General features: G+C 64.0%; 9 protein-coding genes. All 9 read left to right on the forward strand.

The window, feature by feature from the left end; genetic code table 11:
- The first annotated feature begins 309 nt into the window (after positions 1-309).
- The 9 genes from ACFTZB_RS19415 (at position 310) to ACFTZB_RS19455 (ending at position 5,946) form a co-directional block, all read left to right on the forward strand.
- Positions 310-1,344 (forward strand): porin PorA family protein, encoded by a 1,035-nt coding sequence (locus ACFTZB_RS19415; protein ID WP_378433582.1) that lies wholly within the window; start codon positions 310-312, stop codon positions 1,342-1,344.
- Between the two features lie 124 nt (positions 1,345-1,468).
- Entirely contained in the window at positions 1,469-1,663 is a 195-nt protein-coding gene (locus tag ACFTZB_RS19420) for a ferredoxin (RefSeq protein WP_378433583.1), read from the forward strand.
- 94 nt (positions 1,664-1,757) lie between these two features.
- Entirely contained in the window at positions 1,758-2,168 is a 411-nt protein-coding gene (locus ACFTZB_RS19425) for an SCP2 sterol-binding domain-containing protein (protein WP_095863717.1), read from the forward strand.
- A 164-nt stretch (positions 2,169-2,332) separates the two neighbouring features.
- The gene (locus tag ACFTZB_RS19430) at positions 2,333-2,788 is read left to right on the forward strand and encodes a hypothetical protein (protein ID WP_378433584.1); all 456 of its coding nucleotides are present in this window, start codon (positions 2,333-2,335) and stop codon (positions 2,786-2,788) included.
- Entirely contained in the window at positions 2,785-3,438 is a 654-nt protein-coding gene (locus ACFTZB_RS19435) for a hypothetical protein (RefSeq protein WP_378433585.1), read from the forward strand. Before ACFTZB_RS19430 ends, ACFTZB_RS19435 begins: the two co-directional genes overlap by 4 nt.
- A 9-nt stretch (positions 3,439-3,447) precedes the next feature.
- The gene (locus ACFTZB_RS19440; protein WP_095863720.1) at positions 3,448-3,981 is read left to right on the forward strand and encodes a hypothetical protein; all 534 of its coding nucleotides are present in this window, start codon (positions 3,448-3,450) and stop codon (positions 3,979-3,981) included.
- A 47-nt stretch (positions 3,982-4,028) separates the two neighbouring features.
- Complete coding sequence (locus ACFTZB_RS19445) at positions 4,029-4,727, forward strand: hypothetical protein (protein WP_378433586.1); 699 nt, start codon at positions 4,029-4,031, stop codon at positions 4,725-4,727.
- Entirely contained in the window at positions 4,724-5,383 is a 660-nt protein-coding gene (locus ACFTZB_RS19450) for a hypothetical protein (RefSeq protein WP_124396381.1), read from the forward strand. The genes ACFTZB_RS19445 and ACFTZB_RS19450 overlap by 4 nt, the downstream gene beginning before the upstream one ends.
- Positions 5,384-5,421: 38 nt before the next feature.
- Positions 5,422-5,946, forward strand: coding sequence for a hypothetical protein (locus ACFTZB_RS19455; protein ID WP_378433587.1), 525 nt, complete (start codon positions 5,422-5,424; stop codon positions 5,944-5,946).
- The last annotated feature ends 54 nt before the right edge of the window (positions 5,947-6,000 follow it).

The following is a 6,000-nucleotide window of genomic DNA, read 5'->3' on the forward strand; positions in this document are numbered from 1 at the left end:
GAGTATCGGCGCCAACCAGATTGCATTTGTGTACTCAGTCACAAAGTTTCGGTTGTTGTGTCCGGCATCACGGCAATGGTCCTGCGGTTTCCGCGCGATTGATCGGGATATGCGGACAGCCCTGGACCGGAGCGGTGGTGTCTCGGCAGTGTTCCGCCGTGACCACGGTTGAGGGTTACCCAACGAACCGACGGACTGCCATTCACACACCGGTCTGCACGATCGACACGGCCGAGCAGGCGTTCCAGTTTCGGTGGCAACGACGGGGCGCATCCTCACCTACCGCTCGAATACATGAAGGACCGGTCGATGCTTGTCAGACGATCTTCGAAAATCTTTGTGGTCGTGGGAGTGCTGTTCATCGCTCTTGCCGCCCTCCTGCGGTTCGTGCTGGTGCCCACGCTGTCAAAGCTGCCCGGTGACCTCGATGTCAATCCCGTCTACGAGGGGACCGGCACGCTGCTCAACGCCCAAGCCCTGCAGGCCGGCGACATCGCCAATGTGGTCGCGTCCGATGTTCCCGTGACCATTGATCGTCATATCTACGTGTCGAGCACCGACGGTGACACCGCGCTCGCTCATGACGACATCACCCTCGCGGCGCCCGGCCTTTCGGTGCCGTCCAACCACGCCTACTCCATCGACCGGAAGACGATGGACGCGGCGGCAGGTGACTCCGGTGAGGGGGTCGAACCGCACAGCGGCATGACCATCGCTCTTCCGCTGCACCCGGACCCGGCAGCGAGCTACCAGTACTACGACTCCGCGACCAGAACCACGGTCCCGATGACGTACGTCGACTCGGGCACCGTCTCCGGCCGTGACGTACTCAACTACACAGTGGAAGCGAAGGGCGCTTTGGCCGATCCCGCCATCGCAGGAACGCTGCCGCCGGCGCTGCCCAAGTCGCTGGTCGGGTCCCTCGCGCCCCTGCTGCCGGCGGATGTGCAGCAGAGTCTCGGTGGGGCCCTCGGTCAGCTCGCCGATCCGGTGCCGTTCACCTACACCGCGGTCACCCGCATCAACCTCGCCGCCGACCAGACCTTGGGCTCGCCGATCGATGCGCAATTGAACCAGCAGATCATCGCGAATGTTGAGATCGGCGGCCAGTTGGTTCCCGTGATGCCCGTCCTGTCCATCGACACCGCTCTCAACGACCAGTCGATCAGCGACGCAGCGGCCTCGGCCAAGTCCCAGGCAATGCAGTTGAACCTGATCAGTGTGGTCGCACCGATCGTCCTGTTGGTCCTCGGTGTGCTGGCACTGCTCATAGGCATCCTGCGGCGGCGCCCACGCGCAATCATTCAGTCTCCGGCGCAGCGGGAGAACCTGTCGGTCCGATAGCCGCAGGAACCGATCTGAACACATCCACACACTCCGCACGCAACGGTTGCTCGGTGAGCTGAACATGCCCCACACCCACCGGGTCTCCCCGAGCCACCTGTGCAGATGAAAGGGAGATCCGGGCATGGACATCCACGTCGACTACGACCGATGCGAAGGGCACGGCGAATGCGTCATCGCAGCCCCCGAAGTCTTCGACCTCAACGATGACGGCGACGAGGTGATCGTCCTGGACGACTCGCCCGCCGAGGCTCTTCGCCCGAAGGTGGAAGCGGCGGTCAAGTTGTGCCCGGTCGCGGCTTTGCGGATCGCCGACTGAACCTGACTTTCACACCGGACACCGGGCTGCCTTACCCGGGCAGAACCGACTCAACCCTTGCAAGTAACACCCATCAGAGAGAAAGCAGAGAACAATGCTCGCATTCACCGACCCCACCGACCTGCGCAAGTTCGTCGGAGGCATTTTCGAAAAGGCGTACCTGGACGAAAAGCTCGGTCCCAAGCTCACCGCCACCGGCGCCGTTCTGCTCGTCTCGTGCCACGACCCCGTATGTGAGGTCGTGCTCGACATGCCCAACAACAAGGTCTACTCCAGTGTCGCGGAAGGTGGTGTCACTCCGAACGCCACGCTGAGGATGAGTTCGGAGAACGCGAACAAGTTCTGGCAGGGCAAGCTCAACATGACGATGGCTCTCACGACGGGCACCGTCAAGGCCGAGGGACAGATCATGAAGGTGCTCAAGCTGGTCCCCAGCACCAAGTTCCTGTTCCCGATCTACATCCAGGACCTCAAGGACGCCGGACGCGAGGATCTCATCGCCTGAACCGCTGACAGCGGGAGCATCCCGGCGACGCCCGATCGACGATGGGGCCGGTATCTGCACCGGCCCCATCCTCGTGCCCGGACCGAACCCGCCTGGCCCGCCGACAGCTCCCCAGCGTCGCAGGCCGCCACGCCGAACGATTACCCAACATCGAAAGGCTGACATTGACGACAATCGAACACACGAAGTACGCGGTTTCCCTGTACGACGGACCCGACGCCAACAGCATCGCAGGCCTGATCGGTACTCACCTCGGGGAGAATCTCGAGGCAGCCCCCTCACGTATCGAGTTGGCGCACAAAATCACCCGACCCGTGGCGATCGTCAGTGCGGATACTGACAGCGCGTGCACGATCGTGTGCGGGGACGACGAGGCTGTGGTCTACAACGGTCTCGTCGGACAGCCGGACGTGGTCCTGATCGTCACCGACAAACACCTCGACCTCATCGCTCAGCTACCAGGGAAGGTGCGGCCACTCGGTGCACTCGGCCTCGTGACCGGTCGCGGCGTGAGACTGCTCGCGGCGATCCTGACCCGCCGGCTGGTCGTCAAGGGACTCTTCGCCCAAACCGCGACCGTGCTACACACGATCGCCCTACTGTCTGCGAGCCCAACATGACCGCGTTCACCGGCCCTCACCGCGGTGCCGGCAGGGAATTCGACGACCAGCTGACCGTCCCGCTTGCTTCCTCTCCAGTTCAGGTTCGTCGATCAGACACCGAACCGCGTCGCGCCTCCACGCGGACGAATGTTCTGCGGGGCATCGTCCTGCTCGCTCTGATCCCGATCACCGCCTTCTACCTCTACCCCCGCATCCACGACCTGACCGCGACACCGTACCGGCTCGACCAGGCGGTGGTGTCCGCCAACAACTACAACCCCGCGCTCGCCGAACTCGTCGAACACGAAAAGGTCACCCTCTCCGCGTTCGCCGCCCTCGACAAGATGAGAGCGGCACTGGCCAGCGTCCAAGAAACCGATGCCACCGTCGCAGCGGAACTCGATACGCTGATCGGTCAAATCAGCGGAGACGTTCAGAACACTCTGGACCAGGCCGGTACGAATGTCGACGACCTCGTGGCCTCCCTTGACACTCTGACTGCACAGATCAACACCCTCCAGCCACCGGTCGACGGTGCGACTGCGGCGTTGACCGGCAACCGCGCCACGCTCGCCTCGATTCTCGACGACGCACGGTCGACGGCCGAGGAAGTGCACAACGCCCGCGTCTCGGCGGAAGAGTCCGCGAACGACCTGTCAGGAAAGTAAGGAACTATTGTGATCTTCTTCGGACGCCGCGGTGGCCCGGCACGCATGGTCCTCGCGATCGTCGCGGTCGGTGTCCTGGGACTGCTGACCTTCGTCGTGTACAACCTCAATCACCGACTCGACAATCAGCAGCAGGTCAACGTGACCAGCATCGGTGTCTCTCAGGACATCGTCGACGTGAACGACAAACTGACCGGACAACTGCAGCAGTTGACCGAACTCACGCACACCGCGCAAACCGCACTCGATTCCACACAGGCGCTCGGGCCGCTTCTGACCAAACTCGACGAGGCCATCACCCCCGCCGCGGCGATGCTCGCCCAGGGAACGTCAGGGGCGCAGATGACCAACGAACAGTTGCAGAACATCCAGTCCATTCTCGGTGAGGTCCAGAACACGGTGCTGCCCTTGGTGTCATCCGCCGAAGCGTTCGGTGCACAGGGCCGCGATCTCCTCGCGATCGTGCAGGGTCTGGTGAGTGATCTGGAGGGGTCGGTGGCGGCGGCACAGACGATCAACCAGATGCTGCCTCTGCCCGGATAGACCGCCACCGACCGAACCGCCTACCCCCTTCTCCGACTGGACGTGATATGCAGCAGGGCAACACTTTGTCTCCAGCATCTCTCTCGCGCCGAGGCCTGGCCGGCTATCAGCGCTTCGACATACCGACCTCGGCGTTGCCTGAGCGAAAGAGCCCGCCGACCATCCCCCCAGGTACATCTGGGCCGACACAGACGCGGTACGCCGTCGTCACCGAGTGGTGTGGCCGCGCCGCGGCCGTCACCGCCGTCGTCCTCTTCGGGATGGTATTGCTGACCATCCACAAGGGCCTCCTCGTGCAAGACAGTGCACGCACCGTGGTCGACAACTTCCGGGTGACGAACGAGTTCTTCGCCCAGCGCGCAGATCTCACCGCACCCGCCACCGCGCGCAAACAACTCGACGAACTCAACGGAGTCCTGGCACAACTGAATTCCGCAGCAGCTACGGACGTCGACCACCTCGCCGCGCTGCTGCCCAACGCCCAGGCGCTCGTCGCAGCAGGCCAGGGTGACACCCAGATCGCGGGCCAGCTCGAATCGGTCGCGACCACACTGCAAGGGTCGGCCGCCTCGCTGCACCAGGTCTCCGCGGACGCGAACACCACGGTGTCGACCGTCAACGACGAACTCACCCGAGCACTCGACCTGACCACTCAGCTCAATTCGGAACTGACCCGCACGGCGAACAAACTCGCGCTCGTGCCCGCTTCCGACGCGTTCATCCCCGCACCGGAAGGAAATCGATGATCTCGAAAAAGACATGGTCTCTCGTTGTGCTGGTCCTGGGCGTCGTTCCGGCCGTGGTCCTGTGCGCGCTGAACGGCTTCTTCCCGGCGTTGCGTGATGTCAGCGATCCGCTGGGCCGCCCCTCGGCGTTGAGCCTCGAACTCATCGACTCCGCGGGCCAGTTCGATTCTCTGTCCGCGCTCCTGCTTCCCAAGCACGCCCAACTGGCAACCGATATCCAGACGCTCACTCCGCTCGCCGACGATCTGGAAGGACTCACCACCAAGGCCGGTGAACTTTCCGGTTTGGCGAAGACCGTCAATGCCTCCACCTCCTCTGTCGGAGCCACCGCACAACCGCTGCCCGATCTCGTGGCCTCGGTGACCGCTCGCGCCGACCAGGCGAGTCCGACTGTGGCCGGACTGTCCACCGCGGTCGGGTCGGTGACCACCCAATTGGAAGGTATTCATCAAGGATTGACGACGGTGGGCGGCTCACTGGGCGAACTCGGGCCGAAGGCCTCGGCGATCGCCGCCACCTTGTCGGTCATCCGGGAGGAGGCCGCCCACGTCCAGGAGTTCGGGCCGCTTCTCGCGGTCATCGGCCCGCCGGTCAACGACCTGAATCTGCCCCCGCTGGGCGTTGCACCCACACCGGCGTCTGCGCCCCCCGCATGACGGCGCACCACGGATCCTTTCGAAAGGCGGAATCCTCGATGCTTCGGCTCTCCTGGGCAGTTGCCCTCGCATTCACCATCGCCGTACTTGCCGGCATCCTCATCGTCACCCGCGATCTGAACATCTCGAACGACATCTTCAAGGACGGAGTGGCGCAGGCGAAGATCGTCGACAGCACCACCGACCAAGCACTGGACGGAGCACAGCAGTTGCCGCCCGCCAATGCGGCGATCAACAACAGCATGCCCCATGTGGTCGGGGTACTGGACTCACTGACCCGGGCCGACCAGACTCTCGGCTCGCTCGGGGACCAGCTGGCCGCCCTCGGGACCGCGCTGCAATCCGCGGATGCACCGCTCGTGGCCATCATCGGTGCCGGACAGGCGGCGACGGATCAGGCCAATGCCGCCGCGGCGCCGGCCGCGTCGATCGTCACCACGCTCGGCGAAGCCGACGCCAAGGTGAAGGCACTCGGTCCGCTGCTCGACCAATCCCTCGCCCTCGGGCAGACGATCGACTCGAAGCTGCGCATCTCTCTTCTCCTGCCGAAAGTCCCCAAGTAGAACGCCCGCGACAACGGCGCGAGGGCATCGGCGGCTGAACGCGCCGCCGATGCC

This window comes from Rhodococcus sp. NPDC057014 (assembly GCF_042673295.1).
In the GTDB taxonomy this organism is placed as follows: domain Bacteria; phylum Actinomycetota; class Actinomycetes; order Mycobacteriales; family Mycobacteriaceae; genus Rhodococcus_F.

What these genes read in the sequence shown, in the direction of transcription:
- ACFTZB_RS19435 (WP_378433585.1), top strand. Translation starts at nt 2,785, where the DNA reads ATGACCGCGTTCACCGGCCCTCACCGCGGTGCCGGCAGGGAATTCGAC.
- ACFTZB_RS19420 (WP_378433583.1), top strand. Translation starts at nt 1,469, where the DNA reads ATGGACATCCACGTCGACTACGACCGATGCGAAGGGCACGGCGAATGC.
- ACFTZB_RS19415 (WP_378433582.1), top strand. Translation starts at nt 310, where the DNA reads ATGCTTGTCAGACGATCTTCGAAAATCTTTGTGGTCGTGGGAGTGCTG.
- ACFTZB_RS19455 (WP_378433587.1), top strand. Translation starts at nt 5,422, where the DNA reads ATGCTTCGGCTCTCCTGGGCAGTTGCCCTCGCATTCACCATCGCCGTA.
- ACFTZB_RS19450 (WP_124396381.1), top strand. Translation starts at nt 4,724, where the DNA reads ATGATCTCGAAAAAGACATGGTCTCTCGTTGTGCTGGTCCTGGGCGTC.
- ACFTZB_RS19445 (WP_378433586.1), top strand. Translation starts at nt 4,029, where the DNA reads ATGCAGCAGGGCAACACTTTGTCTCCAGCATCTCTCTCGCGCCGAGGC.
- ACFTZB_RS19425 (WP_095863717.1), top strand. Translation starts at nt 1,758, where the DNA reads ATGCTCGCATTCACCGACCCCACCGACCTGCGCAAGTTCGTCGGAGGC.